Origin of the sequence: Aliarcobacter butzleri, from assembly GCF_900187115.1 — a bacterium.
Taxonomy (GTDB): domain Bacteria; phylum Campylobacterota; class Campylobacteria; order Campylobacterales; family Arcobacteraceae; genus Aliarcobacter; species Aliarcobacter butzleri.
This window is the reverse complement of the sequence record NZ_LT906455.1, coordinates 368,352-387,595: the sequence shown is the minus strand read 5'-3', so window position 1 is coordinate 387,595 and position 19,244 is coordinate 368,352. Positions and strand designations below refer to the sequence as shown.

23 protein-coding genes are annotated in these 19,244 nt (G+C 26.8%); 7 read left to right on the top strand and 16 right to left on the bottom strand.

The features are described 5' to 3' along the window. Nucleotides 1-13 precede the first annotated feature (13 nt). Genes hemA through CKV87_RS01910 form a run of 6 tightly spaced genes read right to left on the bottom strand, consistent with a single transcriptional unit; the run spans nucleotide 14 to nucleotide 5,251 of the window. Nucleotides 14-1,312 (bottom strand): glutamyl-tRNA reductase, encoded by a 1,299-nt coding sequence (hemA, locus tag CKV87_RS01935; protein ID WP_012012216.1) that lies wholly within the window; start codon nucleotides 1,310-1,312, stop codon nucleotides 14-16. Then, complete coding sequence (locus CKV87_RS01930; protein WP_012012215.1) at nucleotides 1,312-2,211, bottom strand: polyprenyl synthetase family protein; 900 nt, start codon at nucleotides 2,209-2,211, stop codon at nucleotides 1,312-1,314. The genes hemA and CKV87_RS01930 overlap by 1 nt, the downstream gene beginning before the upstream one ends. Nucleotides 2,212-2,221: 10 nt before the next feature. Continuing rightward, nucleotides 2,222-2,524, bottom strand: a complete 303-nt coding sequence (locus CKV87_RS01925; RefSeq protein ID WP_012012214.1) for a DUF2018 family protein — start codon at nucleotides 2,522-2,524, stop codon at nucleotides 2,222-2,224. Between the two features lie 9 nt (nucleotides 2,525-2,533). Further along, nucleotides 2,534-3,826 (bottom strand): histidinol dehydrogenase, encoded by a 1,293-nt coding sequence (hisD, locus tag CKV87_RS01920; RefSeq protein WP_012012213.1) that lies wholly within the window; start codon nucleotides 3,824-3,826, stop codon nucleotides 2,534-2,536. Nucleotide 3,827: 1 nt separating this feature from the next. Then, on the bottom strand, nucleotides 3,828-4,337 hold the full coding sequence (locus CKV87_RS01915) for a shikimate kinase (protein ID WP_004510442.1): 510 nt from the start codon (nucleotides 4,335-4,337) through the stop codon (nucleotides 3,828-3,830). A 53-nt stretch (nucleotides 4,338-4,390) separates the two neighbouring features. Beyond that, complete coding sequence (locus tag CKV87_RS01910; protein ID WP_041644865.1) at nucleotides 4,391-5,251, bottom strand: 1-aminocyclopropane-1-carboxylate deaminase; 861 nt, start codon at nucleotides 5,249-5,251, stop codon at nucleotides 4,391-4,393. A gap of 66 nt (nucleotides 5,252-5,317) precedes the next feature. Here CKV87_RS01910 and CKV87_RS01905 point away from each other — a divergent pair, with 66 nt between their 5' ends. Together CKV87_RS01905 and CKV87_RS01900 are read left to right on the top strand one after the other, a co-directional pair. Further along, nucleotides 5,318-5,791, top strand: coding sequence for a MotA/TolQ/ExbB proton channel family protein (locus CKV87_RS01905; RefSeq protein ID WP_004510439.1), 474 nt, complete (start codon nucleotides 5,318-5,320; stop codon nucleotides 5,789-5,791). Beyond that, on the top strand, nucleotides 5,791-6,180 hold the full coding sequence (locus CKV87_RS01900) for an ExbD/TolR family protein (protein ID WP_012012210.1): 390 nt from the start codon (nucleotides 5,791-5,793) through the stop codon (nucleotides 6,178-6,180). Before CKV87_RS01905 ends, CKV87_RS01900 begins: the two co-directional genes overlap by 1 nt. Here CKV87_RS01900 and CKV87_RS01895 read toward each other — a convergent pair whose 3' ends face one another. The 4 genes from CKV87_RS01895 to CKV87_RS01880 all read right to left on the bottom strand — a co-directional run bounded on the left by CKV87_RS01895 (nucleotide 6,181) and on the right by CKV87_RS01880 (nucleotide 10,159). Continuing rightward, a complete protein-coding gene (locus tag CKV87_RS01895; protein WP_012012209.1) occupies nucleotides 6,181-6,570 on the bottom strand; it encodes a DUF779 domain-containing protein in 390 nt (129 codons plus the stop codon). Between the two features lie 53 nt (nucleotides 6,571-6,623). After that, on the bottom strand, nucleotides 6,624-8,120 hold the full coding sequence (locus tag CKV87_RS01890) for an aldehyde dehydrogenase family protein (protein WP_012012208.1): 1,497 nt from the start codon (nucleotides 8,118-8,120) through the stop codon (nucleotides 6,624-6,626). A 151-nt stretch (nucleotides 8,121-8,271) separates the two neighbouring features. Continuing rightward, complete coding sequence (gene fbaA / locus CKV87_RS01885) at nucleotides 8,272-9,339, bottom strand: class II fructose-bisphosphate aldolase (protein WP_012012207.1); 1,068 nt, start codon at nucleotides 9,337-9,339, stop codon at nucleotides 8,272-8,274. Between the two features lie 10 nt (nucleotides 9,340-9,349). Beyond that, nucleotides 9,350-10,159: a foldase protein PrsA gene (locus CKV87_RS01880; RefSeq protein ID WP_012012206.1), complete on the bottom strand. Its 810-nt coding sequence runs from the start codon at nucleotides 10,157-10,159 to the stop codon at nucleotides 9,350-9,352. A gap of 196 nt (nucleotides 10,160-10,355) precedes the next feature. On the opposite strand from CKV87_RS01880, the gene hsrA reads away from it, so the two are divergent. Both hsrA and CKV87_RS01870 read left to right on the top strand, forming a co-directional pair. Next, entirely contained in the window at nucleotides 10,356-11,036 is a 681-nt protein-coding gene (gene hsrA, locus CKV87_RS01875) for a homeostatic response regulator transcription factor HsrA (protein WP_004510433.1), read from the top strand. A 24-nt stretch (nucleotides 11,037-11,060) separates the two neighbouring features. Further along, nucleotides 11,061-12,338: a HAMP domain-containing sensor histidine kinase gene (locus CKV87_RS01870; protein WP_012012205.1), complete on the top strand. Its 1,278-nt coding sequence runs from the start codon at nucleotides 11,061-11,063 to the stop codon at nucleotides 12,336-12,338. On the opposite strand, the gene CKV87_RS01865 is transcribed toward CKV87_RS01870, so the two are convergent. The 6 genes from CKV87_RS01865 to CKV87_RS01840 all read right to left on the bottom strand — a co-directional run bounded on the left by CKV87_RS01865 (nucleotide 12,335) and on the right by CKV87_RS01840 (nucleotide 16,613). Continuing rightward, nucleotides 12,335-12,766 (bottom strand): CoA-binding protein, encoded by a 432-nt coding sequence (locus tag CKV87_RS01865; protein ID WP_012012204.1) that lies wholly within the window; start codon nucleotides 12,764-12,766, stop codon nucleotides 12,335-12,337. The genes CKV87_RS01870 and CKV87_RS01865 overlap by 4 nt on opposite strands. A gap of 10 nt (nucleotides 12,767-12,776) precedes the next feature. Next, nucleotides 12,777-13,814 carry a DHH family phosphoesterase gene (locus tag CKV87_RS01860; protein ID WP_012012203.1) on the bottom strand — a complete coding sequence of 346 codons (1,038 nt, stop codon included), beginning with the start codon at nucleotides 13,812-13,814 and terminating at the stop codon, nucleotides 12,777-12,779. Continuing rightward, nucleotides 13,814-14,206: an RrF2 family transcriptional regulator gene (locus tag CKV87_RS01855; protein ID WP_095065847.1), complete on the bottom strand. Its 393-nt coding sequence runs from the start codon at nucleotides 14,204-14,206 to the stop codon at nucleotides 13,814-13,816. The genes CKV87_RS01860 and CKV87_RS01855 overlap by 1 nt, the downstream gene beginning before the upstream one ends. 133 nt (nucleotides 14,207-14,339) lie before the next feature. Further along, nucleotides 14,340-14,612: a 30S ribosomal protein S15 gene (gene rpsO, locus CKV87_RS01850; protein WP_012012202.1), complete on the bottom strand. Its 273-nt coding sequence runs from the start codon at nucleotides 14,610-14,612 to the stop codon at nucleotides 14,340-14,342. A gap of 96 nt (nucleotides 14,613-14,708) precedes the next feature. Further along, a complete protein-coding gene (gene moaA / locus CKV87_RS01845; protein WP_012012201.1) occupies nucleotides 14,709-15,680 on the bottom strand; it encodes a GTP 3',8-cyclase MoaA in 972 nt (323 codons plus the stop codon). A gap of 15 nt (nucleotides 15,681-15,695) precedes the next feature. Beyond that, complete coding sequence (locus tag CKV87_RS01840) at nucleotides 15,696-16,613, bottom strand: glycosyl transferase (protein ID WP_012012200.1); 918 nt, start codon at nucleotides 16,611-16,613, stop codon at nucleotides 15,696-15,698. Between the two features lie 85 nt (nucleotides 16,614-16,698). Between CKV87_RS01840 and CKV87_RS01835 the strand changes: the two genes are divergently transcribed. Genes CKV87_RS01835 through cobA form a run of 3 tightly spaced genes read left to right on the top strand, consistent with a single transcriptional unit; the run spans nucleotide 16,699 to nucleotide 19,149 of the window. After that, complete coding sequence (locus tag CKV87_RS01835; RefSeq protein WP_012012199.1) at nucleotides 16,699-17,364, top strand: Crp/Fnr family transcriptional regulator; 666 nt, start codon at nucleotides 16,699-16,701, stop codon at nucleotides 17,362-17,364. Further along, the gene (locus CKV87_RS01830; protein WP_012012198.1) at nucleotides 17,361-18,362 is read left to right on the top strand and encodes a type IV pili methyl-accepting chemotaxis transducer N-terminal domain-containing protein; all 1,002 of its coding nucleotides are present in this window, start codon (nucleotides 17,361-17,363) and stop codon (nucleotides 18,360-18,362) included. Before CKV87_RS01835 ends, CKV87_RS01830 begins: the two co-directional genes overlap by 4 nt. A 55-nt stretch (nucleotides 18,363-18,417) precedes the next feature. Next, entirely contained in the window at nucleotides 18,418-19,149 is a 732-nt protein-coding gene (cobA, locus tag CKV87_RS01825) for a uroporphyrinogen-III C-methyltransferase (protein WP_012012197.1), read from the top strand. Nucleotides 19,150-19,244: the final 95 nt, after the last annotated feature.

Genomic DNA, 19,244 nt, shown 5'->3' with positions numbered 1-19,244 from the left:
CTATTTTCCTATATTAATTTTTTGATAAATGGTCACATTTATATCTATTTTTTGAAGTTGAATTCTCATTTAAAGAAAACATATTTTGAACAGTTCCTACAACTAAATCACACTCCATATTTTTTGAAATATCTTTTAATTGTTTTGCTGGATTGTGCAAATATTCAGTAATTACTGTTAAACACAGTTTTCTAATATTTTCTTCATCTTTTGAATCTATAAAACCTTTTTTAATAGCATTTTTTACTTTTTTATCTATTATTTCATTACCTTTTAAATAAAGATTTTTTACTATTGGTTCAATTTCAAGAGATTTTAACCATTCAAAAAACTCTAAAGACATACGACTTACTATCCCATAAGCAGTTTTTGCCTGTTCTGCTCTTAAACTCATATTTTCATTTACTATATCTTGTAAATCATCAACAGAAAAGATTTCTAAATTTGACATTGAGATATTTTCATCTATATCTCTTGGAACTGCAATATCAAACCAATATCTATTTATATTTGAACTTGGAGCATTTTCTTTAGTAATTATTGGATATGGAGCAGAAGTTGCTGTTATCATAATAGGTGTTGTTATTAATAATTGTGTTAATTTATCATAAGGCTCAACATTTACATGAACTTCAAAAGTTGAAGCTAGATTTTGAGCTTTTTTTGTATCTCTACTTATTATTGTTACATCAAATCCTGAAGCAATAAGATGTTTAACTGTAAGTTCACTCATCTCACCAGCACCAACAACAAGAGCTTTTACATCTTTTGTATTTCCTATTATATCTTTTGCTTTTGAAACTGCTGTTGAAGCAACAGAAACTGAACCCGTTCCTAAACTAGTTGCTGTTCGCACCTGTGCTGCACATTTAAAAGCATAGTGCATAACTCTTGTTATGTTTAAAGAACAATACCCTTTTGCTTGAGAAAATCTAAAAGCATCTTTTAGTTGACCAACTATTTGAGTTTCCCCAATAACAAGTGAATCAAGTGCAGAAGCTACTGAAAATAAGTGATGAACTGCACCATCTGCATCATAAATATCTGCTCTATCATATAAAACATCAAAATCAACTTTCGAATAAGTAGCCAATTTTTCAATAATATCTTTTGAACTTTGTTTTATATTTAAACTTCTTGTGATTATTTCAACTCTATTACAAGTAGATAGTAAAATAGCTTCTTTTGTAATATCATTTTCCAAAATTAATTTTAAAAATCTATCTTTATCTTCATCACTATTAAAAGCTAGTTTTTCTCTTAACTTTATATCTGTATTTTTATGAGAAAAACTAATTACTAAATAACTCATTAAAACTCTCTTTCTATCATTGCTTTCATTATTTGTACTAGAGTTTGACTATTTTCTTCATCTTTAACTGCTTCAATAGCACTATTTCCAATCGATTTTGCTTCTAAAATTGAATCTTCTAACGCTTTTGTTATTTTTAATTGCTCTTTTATCCAAAGAGATTCATCTTCCGATAACTCTTTTTTGTATAAAGATTCTAGCTTAGTTTTATCTTCAACTCTTTCATAAAGATACAAATATGGAATAGTTACTTTTCCTTCTACAAAATCAAGCATTGCAGGTTTTCCTAACGTTTTAGAATCCTGAGTAATATCCAAAATATCATCTATCATTTGAAATGCAAGCCCAAGATTTTTACCATAAGTTGCATATTTTTCTTCATCAAGATTTACTAAAATTGCTGCACTTCTTGCACTTGCTTCTATTAAAGAAGCTGTTTTTTTATAAATCATATCAAGATATTTTGTATAAGATGTATTAAAACTTTGTGTTAAATCAACATCCATCATTTCACCAATACTTAAAAGTGTTACTGCGTTTGAAATATGATAAGCAACTCTTTTATCCATTTGAGAAAGTTCTGTAAATGCACGTGAGTATAAAATATCTCCAAACATAATTGAAGTTTTATTATCATAAAGCGCATTTACACTAGGTTGTCCTCTTCTTGTATCAGCTTCATCAATAACATCATCATGTAAAAGTGATGCTGCATGAATCATCTCAACAATTGCACACAACTTAATGCTCTCTTCATTTATTCCAGCAATTTTAAGTATAAGTTTTGAACGCAACATTTTTCCTGTTGCCAATTTATCTAAAAGTTCTAAACTTTTTTCATAATTACAAACTTCTACAAATTTTTTTATCTGATTTTTTACTAATTCTAACTCTTCCACAAATAGCCTTTTATGAATCTAATCTACAAATAATCTCACCAGTAAACTCAACATAAAGACCTTTTTTCATAGCTTTTACTTTGTCTTCATTTTCTAATATATACTCTTTAATATGATTGTTTATATTAAATTCTTCACCTTTGTCTTCACTCATCATCATTTCTAAAACTGCTAATTTTTCTATTATTTTATCTATCTCTTCTTCAACTATATCTTTTGAAGCTTCGTTTACAACATCAAAGAATTTAGATTTTGGGCTACCCATAAAAATATCATCTTCATCTTCGGTAAACCAATCTTTAAATATCGACATAATTTTTCCTTATTTCTCTAATCTAACTCTTACAGATTTTGCGTGAGCTGTAAGACCTTCTGTGTCGGCTAAAATAGCACAAGCTTCTCCTAACTCATTTATAGCATTTTTAGAAAAGTTTATAATAGAACTTTTTTTCATAAAATTTTCCACATTTAATGGGCTATAAAACTTAGCTGTACTTCCTGTTGGAAGTGTATGATTAGGACCTGCTATATAATCTCCAATTGGTTCAGGAGTATTTTCACCTAAGAAAATTGCTCCTGCATGTTTAATAAATGGAAGTAATTCAAAAGGATTTTTTGTCATAACTTCTAAGTGCTCAGGAGCAATTTCATTCATAAGTTCAATTGCTTCTTCCATATTTGAAGCAACAATTATTGCTCCTCTTTCATCAATTGATTTTCTAGCAATTGTTTCTCTACTTAAAGTTTTTAAATACTCTTCAACTTCATTACTTGTTAAATTAGCAACTTCATCACAAGTTGTAATCATAATAGAACTAGCCATTTCATCGTGTTCTGCTTGAGATAATAAATCAATTGCTAAATAGTGAGGTTTCGCTGTTTCATCTGCAAGTATTCCAATCTCACTTGGACCTGCAATCATATCAATATTTACTTCACCAAATACAAGTTTTTTAGCTGTTGCAACAAATATATTTCCAGGTCCTGTAATTACATCAACTTTTGAAATAGTTTGTGTTCCATAAGCCATAGCAGCAATTGCACTTGCTCCTCCAACTTTATAAACTTTTGAAACTTTACATAAGTGACAAGCTGCAAGTAAAAGTTCATTTACTTCATTATTTGGAGTTGGAGTACATACAACTATCTCTTTTACTCCTGCAACTAATGCTGGAATTGCATTCATAAGTAAACTACTTGGATAAGCAGCTTTTCCACCAGGAATATAAAGTCCAGCTCTATCAACTGGAGTTACTTTTTGTCCTAAGATTGTTCCATTTGACTCAAAATCTATCCATGATTTTGGAAGTTGCTTTTCATGATAAGCTTTTATTCTATTAAAAGCAGTGTGTAAAGCAAGTCTTAATTTTTCATCAATATTAAGATATGCTTTTTCCATATCATCTTGTGAAATAAGAAGTTCTTCATCACTTTTAACTTCCCATTTATCAAACTTTTCAATATGTCTTTTTAAAGCAACATTTCCTTCATTTACAATTTCATCAATAATATTTGAAACAATAGAAGAAACACCTTTTATATCGCTTTTTGCTCTTGCTAAAATCGATTCAAATTCAGCTTTAAAATTTGCATCTTTTGTATTTATAATTTTCATTTTATATTTTCCCTAAAATCTCTTTTATAATATCTTTTATATCTTTTTTTTCAACATCAACCACTATTTTTGCAACTTTTTCATACTCTTTAACTCTTGAATCATAAAGTTTTATTGCTTCTTCAATATTTTGTAAAAGTGGTCGTTTTTTTAATTTATTTTGAGCATTTGGTGCTTCATTTATTCTATCTAGTATTCCTTGAAATGATGATTTTAGATAAACGACTTTTCCAATTTTATTTAAATTTTCTTGTTTATAAAATCCGCCACCAGTTGAAATGATAGTATTTGAGACATTTTTTTCTAACCATAAGGCAGTTTTTTTCTCTAAATTTCTAAAATATGGTTCACCTTCATCTTCAAAAATCTTTTTGATTTTTCTGTTTTCCATACTTTCGATTAAATCATCAGTATCTATTGCAAACATATCAGTTTTTTTTACTAAAGCTCTTGCAACTGTACCTTTACCAACACCCATAAAACCAATTAATATTATATTTTTCTTTTTCATAGTGAAGGATTATATCTAAGTTTGTAATAAAGTTATATAAAGTAAAAATATTGTTATATTTTATATTTAAATTTATATCTTTCAATCATAGATTTATTTCCCAAAACTCCACCTTGATGAATATATAAAAAAGTATATTTGTCTTTATTTTTTAAATTTTTTACATAATTTTCAAAAACTATCCAACCCAAACTATCATAAAGTAAATCAAATTCAATATTTGTTTGTTTTAAAATCTCTTTATGAATTTCATAAAATTCTTTGTATAGTTTTCCAAAATGATATTTTTTTTCTTTTTCTAAAATTTTAGGAAAATTTTCTTTTTCAAGTTCAAAAAATTGCTGTTTTAAATATTCATCATCTCCTACACAAGAGCATGTTAAAACGTCAAAAGGTATATATTTTTGTAAAAAAAGAGCAGTTGTTCCTGTACCACTTGGTAAAAAAATCTTTAAATTCTCAATATTTTCTTTTTTTACCCAATCTTTTATCTCATTTGCTAAAAGTTCTATTCCCAAAGAAGCCTCTTTTACAGCTCCACCTTCACAAATAAGAAGTTCATCATCATTAAAGCTTTTTGGCAAATCACCAACTATTAAATTCATACCATTTTTAACTGCTTCTTTATAATTACCATTTGGATTCTCTTTTAAAAATGAAGAAATATGAGAAACATAATAATCAAATTTTAGATTTTTTATTTTACAAAGAACTGATAGTGAATACATAGCATTTGATTGAGCTGAACCATAAGATATGATTTTATTTATTCCTTTTAAGTCATTTTTTAAAAAATAGTATAATTTTCTTGCTTTATTTCCTGAAAAATCAACATGGAGTAAATCATCTCTTTTTATAAAATATTTTTGATTATTAAAAGATATCTCTTCTATTGGCGAATTAGTGTAGTTCATAGCGAAAATTGTACCATTTATTAACAAAATTTCTGTACAATACACCAAAAAATAAAAAGGCTATTTATGAATTTTTTTGAGTATGTTGATAAAGGTGGAGTTATCGTATATATTTTAATATTTTTAAATATTGTAGGTTTTACTATCATTATTTGGAAGTTTCTTGTACTTTTTAAAAAGAACTTACTTATTCTTCAAATCAAAGAAAATCTTGACAGAACTAAACCTCTTGAAGCTCAAATTGAATATGAAACAAAAAAATTAGAATCTGGACTTACAGTTATAAAAAATATTGCAATTATTTCACCATTACTTGGACTTTTAGGAACAGTTGTTGGGATATATATTTTATTTGATCAAATTACTTTAAAAGGATTAGGTGATCCTACGATATTCTCAGGTGGAATTGCTATTGCACTTATTACAACAGTCGCAGGAATTATCGTATCTATTCCACATCAAATAGCTTATAATCACTTCATTTCAGCTATTGATACTATTGAAGTAAAAGCTAAAAAAGAGCTAGTTGGTCACATCTAATGAAAAGAAGAGAAGCTTTAGGCTTAGACTTAACTCCTGTTATTGACGTTGTTTTTATTCTTTTAATCTTTTTTATAGTAACAAGTGTATTTAAAAAAGAGGAACTTGCTCTTTTACTTGATTTACCTGCATCTAATGCAAAAGAAATGGAAGTAAAAGAGGGACAAATTTTTATAGAGTTAGGAAAAGACAAATTAGCAATTAAAGGAATAGAAGTATCATTTGATTCTTTAGAAGACAATTTAAAAGCTATAAAAAATAGAAATAATCCTGTAATCGTAAGAATAGATAAAAAAGTAGAATATGAAAGAGTTGTGAAAGTATTAGATTTACTTCAAAAATATAGTTTAGTAAATCTTGCTTTAGTTACAAATGAAGAAAAAAAGTAGCTAATTGCTAGCTTTTTTTTCTTCTTCTAAAAGTTGTCTATATTCGTCATCTGTAAAAATTCTAGATTGAGTTATAAACTGATAACCTAAATCTATCTCTAAAGAAAATGAGTTTCCAAAAGCTGATTTTTCTTCCTTTACATCAATAGTTATAAAAGTTTGTTTGAAATATTCATATTGTTCATGGTCTATAAAAAACTCACAACCACAAATTTCTCCCAACTTTATATTACGACTTGGAACTATAAAATCGGCTTTTTCATAACACATAGGAGCTGTTCCATCACAACAACCACCACTTTGATTAAAAACTAATTCTCCATGAAGTTCTTTTAGTTTTTCTATAACTTGGGCAGCTTTTGGTGTAACATCTAATCTTTTTAAAGCCATTTTAGACTCCTTTTTATAAGCCCATAACTTATCTTATGGGCTTAATTTATATTTTAGAAAAATCCTAAAGCATTTGGACTATATGAAGTTAAAATATTTTTTGTATGTCTATAATTATTTAACATCATCATATGAGTTTCTCTTCCAATTCCAGATTTTTTGTATCCACCAAATGAAGCATGAGAAGGATACATATGATAACAATTTACCCAAACTCTTCCTGCTTGTATTCCTCTGCTCATTCTATGAAGTTGATGTGCATCTCTTGACCAAACACCAGAACCTAAACCATAGATTGTATCATTTGCTATTTCTAAAGCCTCTTTTTCATCTTTAAAAGTTGTAACTGCAAGAACCGGTCCAAAAATCTCTTCTTGGAAAATTCTCATTTTATTATGACCTTTAAATAAAGTCGGTTGAATATAAAAACCATCTGGATTAACAGAAGAATTATATGCATCTCCACCAACTAATAGTTCAGCACCTTCTTCTTTTCCAACTTTTAAATAACTTAATATTTTTTCTTTTTGATTTAAAGAGCATTGAGCACCCATCATGCACTCTGTATCAAGTGGATTTCCAAGTTTAATTGCTTTTACTCTCTCTAAAACTCTTTTCATAAATGGTTCATATATTGATTCTTGAATTAATGCTCTTGAAGGGCAAGTGCACACTTCACCAGAGTTAAATGCGAATAGAACTAACCCTTCTATTGCTTTATCAAAGAATTCATCATCTTCATCCATAATTGATTCAAAGAATACATTTGGTGATTTTCCACCAAGTTCTAAAGTTGAAGGAATAATATTTTCTGTTGCATATTGCATAATTAGTTGTCCAGTTGTTGTTTCACCTGTAAATGCAACTTTTTTAATATCAGGATGAGTAGCTAAATATTTACCTATTTTTCCACCTGCTCCATTAATAATGTTTATAACACCTTTTGGTAAAGCTTCTTGAATAATTTCCATTAAAAGTAAAATTGACATTGGAGTTGCACTTGCAGGTTTTAAAACTACGCAATTTCCTGCAGCTAATGCAGGAGCTAATTTCCAAGCGGCCATTAAAAGTGGGAAATTCCAAGGAATAATTTGAGCTACAACACCATATGGCTCATAAATTTCTTGAGAAATTGTATTTTCATCTAAGTCAGAAACTGTTCCAGATTCTGCTCTTATGACAGAAGCAAAATATCTAAAATGGTCAACAACTAAAGGAATATCAGCATTTAAAGTTTCTCTAACTGCTTTTCCGTTATCTAATGTTTCAGCAATAGCCAACATTTCTAAATTTTTTTCAATTAAATCTGCTACTTTGTTTAACATTGTACTTCTTTGTACAACTGATGTATGTTTATAAGATTCAAATGCCTTTTTAGCAGCTTGTATTGCTAATTCAACATCTTTTTCATTTGATCTAGGAATTTTAGTAAGAAGTTTTCCATCAACAGGAGAAATATTATCAAAATATTCACCACTAACAGGAGCGATCCACTCTCCACCGATAAAGTTTTCATATTGCGTTTTGTACGTTGGTCTTGCATAAATCATCTTTTCTTCCTCTTTTTTATTTAAAGAAAAATTTCTTTTTCTTCATGCAAAAATTATACTCTTATTTCATAGCATTATAGTAACAAATAAATAATGATTTTTATTTTTATAAAAAAGAAGTTTATTTTAGGGAGTTTATTCCCTAAAATATTTAGTTTTTATTTAATGAACATAAATCAGAAAATGCAGTTTCAAGTCTAGCAATCATAGTTTCTTGTCCAGCTCTTAACCATTTTCTTGGGTCATAGTAGTTTTTATTAGGTTTATCTTCACCTTCAGGATTTCCAATTTGTCCTTGTAAATATCCATGATATTTTGCTTCATAAGCTCTAACACCATCCCAAGTTGCCCATTGAGTATCTGTATCAATATTCATTTTTATAACACCATAAGAGATAGCTTCTCTAATCTCTTCAAGTAAAGAACCTGAACCTCCATGGAATACAAAATCAACTGGTTTTGAAGAAGTTTTTAATTTATCTTGAATATATTTTTGTGAATTATCTAAAATTTTTGGACTTAAAATAACATTTCCTGGTTTATAAACACCATGAACATTTCCAAAACTTGCAGCAATAGTAAAGTTATCACTTACTTCTTTTAATTTTTCATAAGCATAACAAACTTCTTCTGGTTGTGTATATAGTTTTGCGTTATCAACATCACTGTTATCAACACCATCTTCTTCACCACCAGTAATTCCAAGTTCAATTTCAAGCATCATATCAAGCTTACTCATTTTTTTGAAATACTCAACACATGTTTCAATATTTTCTTCTAAACTCTCTTCACTTAAATCAAGCATATGAGAAGTAAATAAAGGTCGTCCTGTTTTTGAAAAGTGTTCAGCTCCAGCTTCAATTAATCCATCAATCCAAGGTAAAAGTTTTTTAGCTGCATGGTCTGTATGCAAAATAACTGGAATTCCATAAGCTTTTGCCATAGTATGTACATGGTTAGCACCACTAATTGCTCCAAGAACCGCAGCATCAGAAGATTTTAAACCTTTACCAGCGTAAAATCCTGCTCCACCATTTGAGAATTGGATAATTACAGGTGAGTTAACTTTAAGAGCTGCTTCAAGTACAGCATTTACAGAATCGGTTCCTACAACATTAACAGCAGGTATTGCAAAATTATTTTCTTTAGCAAAAGCAAAAAGTTTTTTTGCTTCGCTACCAGTTAAAACACCAGCTTTTACTATATCTAATACACCCAAACTAATCTCCTTATTTGATTACGATTTTTGCATCTTTTCTTAAATCTTCAACTAACTCTTTGATTTTTTTGTTAAGTGCATTTCCGATTAAAACTTGATTGATATTTTTTTCTACTTCAGTATATGCAAAAGTTTTTGAAGGGAATTTATCTTTTAAATATATTACATGATAACCAAATTGTGTTTTTACAGGAGTTTTTGAATATGTACCTTTTGCTAAAGCTTTAACTGCGCTTCCAAATTCTGGAACCATTTGCTCAACTGCAAATCTACCTAATGCTCCTCCATTTTTAGCAGAAGCTGTATCTAAAGATTTTTTTGATAATTCTTTGAATTTTTCTACTTTATTTGGTGCTTTATCTAATTGAGATATTATATCTTTTGCTTCAGCTTCTGTTTTTACTAAAATATGACTTGCTTCAAAAGTTTCAGGCTCAACAAATTTTTCTTTATTTTTTTCATAGAAATCTTTTTTATCTGCTTCTGTAACTTTTATTTTATCAATTTCATTTTTTTGCCAAACTTCTAGAGCTAAATTACTTTTTATTTTTTTCATAGCTTCTACATATTTTGCATCTTTTTCAACACCATCATCAATAGCATGTTGTGCTATTAGTTTCATGTTTACTATTTGCTCTAAAATTTGTGTTTTTGCTTCTTGAGGTAATTTATCAAAATCTACTCTTGGATCTTGTAATGCCATTGCAATATCTTGTTTAGTGATATTTTCACCATTTACTGTTGCATAAGATACATCAGCAGCATTTAAAGCTGTTGCTAGTGCAATAGATGCAACCAAACTTGAAACTATTTTTTTCATTTTATTCCTTAGAAATTAATTTTGCAATATTTTATCTTTTCATAGTTAATAAATAGTTGATTTTTATATGTAAATATTATTTTTTATTGAATAATTTTATAAATTTTAATATTTAACTTAAAAAGGCTTTAAATTTTCCATTTTTTATGTTATACTTCCGTCGAAAATTAAATTTAACTTAAATTTAAGGATAATTATGAGAATTTTAATTATTGAAGATGAAATTACATTAAACAGAACACTACAAGAAGGTTTAACAGACTTCGGTTATCAAGTAGATACTGCTGAAAATTACAAAGATGCAGAATATTTTATTGATATTAGAAATTATGATTTAGTATTAACTGACTGGATGTTACCTGATGGTGATGGTATTGAATTGTGTAAAATTGTAAAAAATAGAAGTTCAAGAACGGCTGTTGTTATCATTTCTGCAAGAGATGATAAAGAATCTGAAATAGAAGCACTAAAATCTGGTGCAGATGATTTCATTAAAAAACCATTTGATTTTGATATCTTACTTGCAAGAATTGAGGCAAGATTAAGATTTGGTGGAACAAATGTAATTGAGATTGATGATTTAGTAATCAATCCTGATGAAGAAAAAATTGAGTATGCTGGAGAAGAGATAGAATTAAAAGGTAAACCTTTTGAAGTATTAACTCACCTAGCACGTCACAGAGACCAAATTGTTTCAAAAGAACAATTATTAGATGCTATTTGGGAAGAACCAGAACTTGTTACTCCAAACGTAATTGAAGTTGCTATCAACCAAATTAGACAAAAAATGGATAAACCATTAAATATTTCTACAATTGAAACTATTAGAAGAAGAGGATATAGATTTTGCTATCCAAACGTAGCAGAGGATAAATAAATCTATATTTAAATTATGGAAATAATGGAAAATAAAAGTATATATAAACAATTTTACAATAAATTGATTATAGCAACTTCTATTTTCATTATTGTTCTTTCTTTTATTTTTTATGAATACGCTAAAAACTCTTTTTATAATGATATTCAAGACAATTTACTTCGTCAAGCACAACAAATAGAAAAAAATTATATTTCACCAGATAAATTTACTCCAGTTAAAACAGATATTCAAACTATTAATTTAGTAAAAAATTACAAATTAAAAGATATAAATTTTTCTAACTTTAACACTAATAATAAATACTACCTAGAATTATTATATCCTTTTGATTTAAAAGAAGGAGATTTTTTACAAATAACTAGAAATATAACTTTAGAAAGAGATTTGATATACTCAATAATATTTAAAAACCTTTTTATTCTTGCTATTCCAGGATTTATTTTAATGCTTTTATACTCTTTTGTAGTTTCAAGAACTTTATTAAAACCAATCATACAAATTAATAAAAAATTAGCAAATATGGATGAAAACTCTTTATCAAAAATTGATAAAAAAGATTTACCTGTAGAATTTCACTCTTTAGCAAATTCTATAAATTCTTTAACTCATAGAATTGGAACTTATGTAAAATTCAAAAAAGAACTCTTTATTGGGATTGCTCACGAATTAAAAACTCCTCTTGCTGTTATGAAATTAAAAAATGAAGTTTTATTAAAGAAAAAAAGAGAAATACAACAATATGAAGAGGCTTTAAAACTTACAATAAAAGAGATTGATGATATGAATATTATGATTTCATCTATCTTAGATATAGGAAGAACAGAAGGAGCACAGTTTGAACAAGCCACAGATTTAGATTTAGTAGAATATATTAAAAATAAAACAAATGACTACAAAATGTTAAGTGCTCAAAAAAATATTGATATTTCGTTTTTTTCAAATGTAAATAAACTTGATACTTCTATTCAAATAACTTTATTTAATCAAATTTTACAAAACTTTATACAAAATGCCATAAAATTTACTCCAAATAATAAATCAATATCTATAAAACTTAGAAAAAAAGGTGATGAAATAATCCTAACTGTTACAGATGAAGGTATAGGAATAGATGGAAATACTGATCTTTTTGCACCATTTAAAAAAATAGGAAATCAAAGTGGTGTAGGACTAGGACTTTATTTGGCAAAAATTGCAGCGGAAGCTTTAAAAGCTAGAATTTCTATAAACAATAGAAAAGATGATAAATCAGGATGTGTTGCAAAACTTATATTAAACAACACATCAAAAAATGATTAATTAAATAGTGCGTTATGCTCAATCTTAGTACATTTATTTTGTACTACATTTAGTCCTGCTTCTTTCGCTTTTTTTGCAGCTTCATTATTTGCTAAGCCTAATTGAAACCAAACAGTTTTAATATCACCTCTTTTTATTGCTTCATCAACAATCAAAGCAATAGCATCAGGTTTTCTAAAAATATCAACCATATCAATACTAAATGGTATTTCACTTAAACTTCTATAAACTTTTTCGCCTAAAATAGTCTCTTCTTTTGGATATATAGGTACTATTTTAAATCCAGCATTTTGTAAATAAGCTGCAACAATATTTGAAGCTTTAGTAGGATCTGGTGAAAGTCCTGCTATTGCTATTGTTTTTGTATTTTTAAAAATTTCTAATATCTCTTCACTTTTTGAATTAATTGTTGGGAATTCACACTCCATTTTCTCTCCTTTATGATAAATTATCCAACTTTTCTTGAATGTACTTTTTTACTTCTAAAATATCTATCGTTTCTTTAAAATCTTCAAATTTACAACCACTTGCATTTATATGACCACCACCATTTGCTAGTTTTGAAGCAAGAAGTGAAACATCAAGTTTTCCATCAGCTCTAAATGAAGCATTACCTTTTTTGTTTATATCTATAAAAAAATCATAATCACTATTTGCTCTTAAAAAAGTATTTGCAGGAATTGAAATAGAACCTAAACAGTAAGTTAAAAGCCCTTTTTGTCCTTTATAAAAAATTGTTAATTCATCTTTTATATCAGCCAAACATTTTACAAGATAAACAGCACTTAAATTATCTAAAGTATCATCTGTATTATTAAGTTTTAGAAACTCTTTTTTCATAAAATGTACTTCATTATCAAGTTTTATATGACCATTCTCTTCGTCTAAAAACTTTATAGCATTTTTAAGTAAGTAAAATTTAAACTCTCTATTTAGATTTGCAAATAAAATATTATTTATCTCTTTTACTTTAGTTATCATTGACATTAAAACTTTTCCAAACTCGAAGTTTTTTGTTTCATTCTCAAGCCAAATATCAACTGCATTTATAGCTTTAACTAAAGGTGAAAGATATGTAATTGGAGCATTAAATTCTTCAATCAAATAATCATAAACTATTTGTGTTGCACATCTTTTATCATCTAAAAAATACCATGAAAATTTCTCAGCACCTTTTTTTCCAGTTATATGATGATCTAATAACTGCAATTTTATATTAAAACCATCATTTATTAAAATATTTATTTCATTATCTAACTCTTCACTCTCTTGTAAAGTCAAGTTCAAGTCACTAATAATGAAAAGTATTTTTTCCTCTTTATAGTTTTTTATATCATCAAGTACTTTTTTTATAGATAATTTTACTTCTAAACCATAATTTGCATTATAAAATATCGCATCTTTAAAAAATTCATTCGTAACTAATTGACAACCATATCCATCTAAATCCGTATGTGAAATATGAAATAATTTCATTACGCAATATCTTTTAAAGTTAATTTTGATAGAAAATCATTTACTTTAAATTGTAAATTATTCAATAAAGGCCATATAATACAAGATTTAGCTTTATTATTTGGGCAACTTTGTAAAGATGGAGCACACTCAAAAACCATAGGAACTCTCTCTTCAGCTGCTTCAACTATTTCTAAAATAGTAATCTCATCTAAAGGTTTTTTTAGTACAAATCCACCATTTACTCCTCTATGAGATATTACTAACTCGTGTTTTGCCAAATTTTGCATAATTTTTGCTAAAAATGATTTTGATATATCTAACTCTTTTGATAAAACATCTACATTCTTTGGTTCTTTGTTTTTTGCAATAGAAATCAAAGAAAGTAAAGCATATTCACTTTTTCTGTTAATAACATATTATAAATTCCAATCTATTTTTATTTTGTTTCTATTTTACAAGAACTATTATTAAGATTACTTATTGAGCAAAAAAAAAGGGATTGTAGAATAAACTACAATCCCTTTTTTTAAGACAAAACTAAAATTATTTAGCTCTGATTCCTAAAGAATTTACAATATCAGTAAATCTAGCATAATCTGTTCTTTTTAAATATGCTAATAATCTTTTTCTTTTTCCAACCATTTTTAAAAGACCTAATCTTGAAGAGTGATCTTTTTTAAATACTTTTAAATGCTCAGTTAAAATTTTAATTTGCTCACTTAATAAAGCAATTTGAACTTCTGATGAACCTGTATCACCATCTTTTTTTCCGTATTTTGCAATAATAGCTGCTTTTACTTCCTGATCTAAAGCCATCTTGACCTCCTAATAGGTATATGTGAATTTTTTTTCATTTATAAAAATGAAATGGGATTTTATAAAAAAAATACTTTACTTTTGTTTAATAGGATATTATCCGCCTGTTTGATAAAAAGCTCTCGTTGAAACTTCATTATCATCTTTTTGTGACCATTTGTTTTTTTCTGGTTTATTTTTCAAAACTTTTTTTAAAATTTCTACTGCTTCATCTATTTTATTACTTTGAACTGCATTTTTTATACTCATTGCATCTTCAAAATATAAACAGGGGATTAAAAATCCTTCTGCTGTAAGTCTAATTCTATTACATGATGCACAAAAATCATCTTTATGTGGTTCAATAATTCCAAATTGATATCCATCTTCTAATTCATAATATTGTGCAGGAGAGCTTGTATCTCTTAAAACTGTTTTAAAATTTGGATACTTTTGTGCAATAATAGCTTTTATTTCATCGCTGTTTAAACCTTTTGCTCCATCTTTTGCATGAAAATTTTCCATAAATTCTATAAATCTTACAACAAAACCTCTACTTTTACAAAATTCTAAAACTTCTAGTACATCTTTTTCACTTACTCCTTTTAATGGAACGCAGTTTATTTTAATTTTTAATCCAACTTTAGATGCTTCTTCTATTCCTTCTAAAACTTTTTCTAAAACATCTTTTTGTGCTATTTTTTGAGCTGTTTCTTTATTTAAAGTGTCTAAAGAGATATTTACTCTTTTTAATCCTGCATCTTTTAATTTTTTTGCCATTTTTGATAATAAATAACCATTTGTTGTTAAGGCTAAATCAATATCTTTTTTATAATCAAAAACCATTTTTATAAAAAAATCCAAATCTTCTCTTAATAGAGGTTCTCCTCCTGTGATTCTTACTTTTTTTATTCCTTCATCAATAGAAGCTTTTATAAATTTAAACAGATCTTCATAAGACAAAAGATTTTCTCTTGGAACCCAAGAAAATGGTTTTTCTGGCATACAATATTGACATCTAAAGTTACATCTTTCAGTAACAGAAACTCTTAAATAGTCAACTTTTCTTCCAAATCCATCTATCAACATTTTTTGCCTTTTTTTCTAATTCAATCTTTGCCAAGATTCATCTAATGATGAAACTCTATTGGCAAATAAAAGAATTAAAGCGACATTAAACTTAGCAAGTTTTAAAATATTATTATCATGATTATTTACAATATTTAGAGACTCTTCCAAAGTAATATTTTTGAATTCTTTGTCATAGTTTATACCAAAGTCTTTTAAAGAAAAACTTCTTTCTATAATATCTTTATCTTCTCTTATCCAATATTTACCATCTTTAAAAACTTCTGGACTTCCTTCACTACCTTTTAAAACTACGACCTTTTTAAAATGAAAAGAAAAAATATCTAAATATTTTTGAACATAAGGTTTGTGAAAAGCTGTTGTAACTCCATATTCGCTTAGACTAGGATTTAAAAGTTTTTCTATCGTATTAAAAGCTGTTCTCAAACCTAACTCTTGCCTTAAAGTTGTCATATCGCTCAACTCTTTGAGGTATTGTACTCTATCAAAAAAGTGAATGTATTGACCTTCGTCAATTTGAGAAAAAATATCTTTTGTTGTTATTCCAACTTTTGCAGGTTGTAAATAATCTCCTGAAATAACTAAATTTAGTCTTTTAACATCTTGATTCTTTTTATAAAACTCTTCTAAAATATTTTCATAAAGAGGAAATAAAAATGGATTATCACATCTTCCATCAAAAGAGTATCCAAGTTCAATAGAGTCTTCTATTTTTTTAAATTTCATAAATTTTCTAAGTGCTAAAATTGCACCTTTTAATTCATCATCTGTTTCATATTTTGTTCTCCAACCTATCAAAAATGCTGCAGCTTGAGCAGGTGTTACTTTATTTAATAATATTTGTTCAATTGCATCAGCAGTTTCATCTATAGTTAAATCTTTATTTCCTTTTGGACCTGTTGCAACTGCTTTTATATATTTTTTAAAATTCATTATATTCCTTATTATATAGCGTATTAATGGACATTTTCGAAATCATAATATACAATAATAGCTTAAAAAAATAGCAAGGTTTGTTATGCATTTAATTGAGTATATAAAAAAAATAGATTTTTTTAAAAATCTAAATGAAGAAGAAATGAAGCTTTTATGTTCAATCTCAACTATGTCAAAGTATGAAAATAATTCGATTTTGTTTTACGAAAATGACATAAAAAATAGTCTTCTTTTTTTAGTAGAAGGTTTGTTGAAAATTTATAAATTTGATAAATTTGGAAATGAAATATTTTTATATCATATTTATGAAAACTCTTTAATTAGTGAATTATCTAGTTTAAAATCAACTGATATTTCCTGTTTTTCAAATGCTTCATTTATAGAAGATTCTACTATTTTATCTGTAAATTTTGAAAAACTTCAAGAGTATTTTTTATCAAAAAATATTTTGACAAATGAACTAATGCAGGCACTCCTTGATAAATCACATCAACTTCAATGTCTTGTTAATAGAGAATTAGTTTTTGATGCTACGGCAAAAGTTGCTTTTATGTTAAAACAAGATTTACCAATGTTTAATAAACTAAAACGGCAAGAAGTATCATTTATGTTACATATACAACCAGAAACTTTGTCAAGAGTATTAAAAAAGCTATCAAGAGAAGGTATAATAAACATTGAAAATGGTTATGTTTCAATAGAGGATAATGAAAAATTAATCTCTATATTTAAAGGGGTTGCTATATGAAAAAAAATAAAATTAGTACAAAAATAAAATTAATTGGTTTTTTATTTATTGTTTTAATGATAAGTATAATTACTACAACAATATATTTAAATGATAAAAATAAAAAAGATGCCTTAACAATAAATATTGTTGGTAAACAAAGAATGTTAACTCAAAATATCACAAAAAATATATTCTATTTATATCAACATAAAAATGCTTCTATGACTGAGCTTGATAACTCTACAACAGAGTTTATTTACAATTTGAATACGTTAATTCAAGGAAATAAACTTTCAAAAATTCAAGAAGCTCCAACAAGACAAATAGCAAACCAACTTGTAAAAGTTGATATTTTATGGAAAAGTTTTCATGAAAATATAGTTAAATTTAAAGAATTACTACAAAAAAATGATAAAGATTCTCTACAACTATTAGATAATGTTGTAAATTCTATTTATTTAACAAATTCAACACTATTAAATGAAGTTGATAATTTAGTATCTATTTATACTATATATAGTGAAGAAAAATTGAATAATTTACAATATATACAATATCTATTTGCTTTTTTAATTTTACTTTTAATGATTTATAGTTTTATTCAATTAAGAACTATGGAAGATAATGTAAAAAAATTCCTTGAAGAATCAGAAAAAATTGTAAAACAAAGTTTTGATGAACCATTAACTCCTATAAAACTTGAAGGAGAAAATGAAATAATTGAAATGTCAAAAAATATAAATTGTTTTGTTGATAAAATAAATTCCGTTATGTCTTATTCGACAAACGCGATAGAGCAATCAAAAAATGCTTCATTGAAACTTGATGAATTAAATGCAGAGTTTGATAATATTCTTGATGAATTGACAAATTCACCTGATATTGCAAAGCAGTTAAATAAAAGCGAAGATATTTTTATTCAATCTCAAGAGCATCTAATAAATTCTACAAGAAGATTACAAGATTTAAAAAAAGAGTTAGAGAATATTGTTATCTCTTGTAAAGTTCCTTCTTAGGCTTTAATTTTTTTTAGTTATAATTCCAGCGAATAACTAATATAAGGAAATATAATTGCCAAAAGTATATCTAACAGGAGCTGGACCTGGAGATGTTGAACTTCTTACTGTAAAAGCTGTAAAAGCTATTCAAAATGCTGACATTTTAATTTATGATAGATTAGTAAACCCTGAGATTTTAGAACTTGCAAAAAAAGAGTGTGAACTAATTTATGTTGGAAAAGAAGATAAAAAACATACTCTTCCACAAGAAGATATAAATGAACTTATATATCAAGCTTCATTAAAATATGAAAATGTTGTAAGACTAAAAGGTGGAGATCCTTTTGTTTTTGGAAGAGGAGCTGAAGAGGCTCTTTATTTAAGACAAAGAGGAATAAAGTTTGAAATCATACCTGGAATTACTTCAGCAATCGCTGTTCCAGCATATGCAGGAATACCTGTAACTCATAGAGGACTTACTACATCATTTAGAGTTGTAACAGGACATGAAAATCCAAAGAAAAAAATATCTCAAATTGAGTGGGAAACTTTTTTAAATGATGAAACAATTATTTTTTTAATGGGATACCATAATATTGAAATAATTTCTTCAAAACTTTTAAGCTTAGGAAAAAGAAAAGATTATCCATGTGCAGTAATATCAAAAGGCACAACAACTCAACAAAAAGTTGTTGTTGGAACTTTAGAAGATATTGTTGAAAAATCAAAAGATTTACCAACACCAGTTATGATTGTAATAGGCGAAGTTGTTAATCTAAGAGAACAAATTAATTGGTTTAATTGAAAATCCTTTTTTTATTTTAATTATTCAAATATTATATTTTTACTTATTTTATTAAATTAATATTTTTTTTTAATATTAATTTAATTTATACACTT